Annotated in this window: 1 pseudogene; it reads left to right on the forward strand. The window is 51.7% G+C overall.

Going from position 1 to position 2,276, the window contains the following annotated elements:
- Positions 1 to 36 precede the first annotated feature (36 nt).
- Positions 37 to 2,106, forward strand: a pseudogene (locus tag AC4PR2_RS28405) (Tn3 family transposase); the annotation flags it as partial.
- Between the last annotated feature and the right edge of the window lie 170 nt (positions 2,107 to 2,276).

Consider the following 2,276-nt stretch of genomic DNA (forward strand, 5'->3'; position numbering starts at 1 on the left):
TAGGTCGTGGCGATGAAGGGGGAAAGTACTTCGGCTGCGCAGCAGACGAGCTCACGCCGCAGGCGTGCTACCGTTCATAAATCGGCGCTGGAACTGGCACATATCTGCTCGGTGCTTCTGGATGAAAATATCGGCAGTGATTTGCTTCGCTCGACAATATTTGAAAAATTTCCTCCGGCCAGGCTTGCTGATACCATCACATTTATAAATGCTATTGCCCGGCCTCCTGATGCCAGCTTTCATGATGAAATGGTGGAACAGTATGGGAGAGTCCGTCGTTTTCTTCCCAGTTTGCTGGAAAATATTGAATTCAGTGCTGCTCCGGCAGGAGAAACCACGCTGGAAGCTATACGCTATCTTGCGGCAATCCGCTCAACCCGAAGACAGCATATTGATGATGCGCCTATGGCAATAATTACCGGCCCTTGGAAGCGACTCTGTTATGGCAAAGACGGTCATTTATCCCGACAGGGCTATACCCTTTGTGTTATGAATAAGTTACAGGACAGTCTGCGGCGACGGGATATTTACATCACACGGAGCGAACGCTGGGGAGATCCGAGGGCTAAACTTCTCCAGGGTCAGGACTGGCACACCAACAGAATACAGGTGTATCGCTCCCTCGGGCATCCTCTTAATGCCGGAGAGGCGGTCAACGCGCTGACCCGGCAGCTCGACACTGTATACCGACAGGTTGCCAAAAATTTTTCCGATAATCAGGCCGTTTCGCTGGATTTCAGCGGAAAACGCACGAAACTGACAATTGCTCATCTGAGTGGGCTGGATGAGTCACCAACGCTGAAATCACTAGCGGAGCGTGTATCTGGTCTGCTCCCTGTTGTTGATCTGACAGAACTTCTTCTCGAAATTAATGCGCATACCGGATTTGCTGATGAATTTACTCATGCAAGCGAGGCCGGCGCCCGAATGGAGGGCCTGACCGTCAGTATCTGTGCTGTGTTACTGGCCGAGGCCTGTAATATTGGGCTGGAGCCGTTTATCCACCCAAATATCCCGGCGCTGACCCGTCATCGGCTGAACTGGACCCGACAGAATTACCTCCGCGCTGAAACGCTGGTCAGCGCTAATGCACGACTGGTTGATTATCAGTCTACTCTGCCTCTGGCTCAGAAATGGGGCGGTGGTGAAGTGGCCTCTGCGGATGGCATGCGGTTTATTGCACCTGTCCGGACAGTGCATGCAGGGCCAAACCGAAAATATTTCGGCTCCAGCCGCGGGATCACCTGGTACAACTTTATTTCAGATCAGTATTCCGGATTTCATGGCGTTGTCGTTCCAGGTACGCTAAGGGATTCTATCTTTGTTCTGGAAGGGCTACTGGAACAACAAACCGGGCTAAACCCAACGGAAATAATGACCGATACGGCAGGCTCCAGCGATCTGATTTTTGGCCTTTTCTGGTTACTGGGCTATCAGTTTTCTCCGCGTCTGGCTGACGCAGGTGCTTCAGTATTCTGGCGCGTGGATAAAGATGCGGATTATGGCGTACTGAATGATCTTGCCCGTAACACCGCCAATACGCGGAAGATAGAGCAGCACTGGGATGACATGATACGTATGGCCGGTTCCCTGACGTTGGGAAAAATCCGCGCGTCAGTGGCGATCCGTTCATTGTTGAGCAGTGAACGACCTTCCGGCCTGACGCAGGCGATTATCGAAGCGGGGAAAATAAATAAAACGTTGTATCTGCTTAATTATATTGATGATGAAGATTATCGCCGCCGCATCCTGACCCAACTCAACAGGGGAGAAAGCCGACATGCTGTAGCCAGAGCGATTTGCCACGGGCAAAAAGGTGAAATCAGGAAACGCTATCAGGATGGGCAGGAGGATCAGCTGGGAGCGCTGGGACTGGTGACAAATGCTGTCGTTCTCTGGAATACCATCTATATGCAGGCTGCACTGGATCATTTACGTAATGAAGGTGAAACCATAAATGAGGAGGATGAAGCCAGACTTTCGCCACTGAGGCACGCGCATATCAACATGCTGGGGCATTACACGTTCACACTTGCGGAGCAGGTAACAAAAGGCCAGCTAAGGCCACTGAAGCAAGCGGAAGAAACGGATGAATGGCCTCTGTGACGGTCATATTGTCGCGAGGCTTGATGACCGTTTGTTCAAAAAACGTACTTAGCGTACGTTTTCGTACGGTTGGGCTTCAGACCCCTAAAAACACACCGCCAGCGAATTGGGCTTGAGCACCCGGAACATCTCGGCAAACGCCGGCTGCACCCACTCATCGTTGACGTCAC

The organism is Serratia sp. A07 (assembly GCF_058725505.1).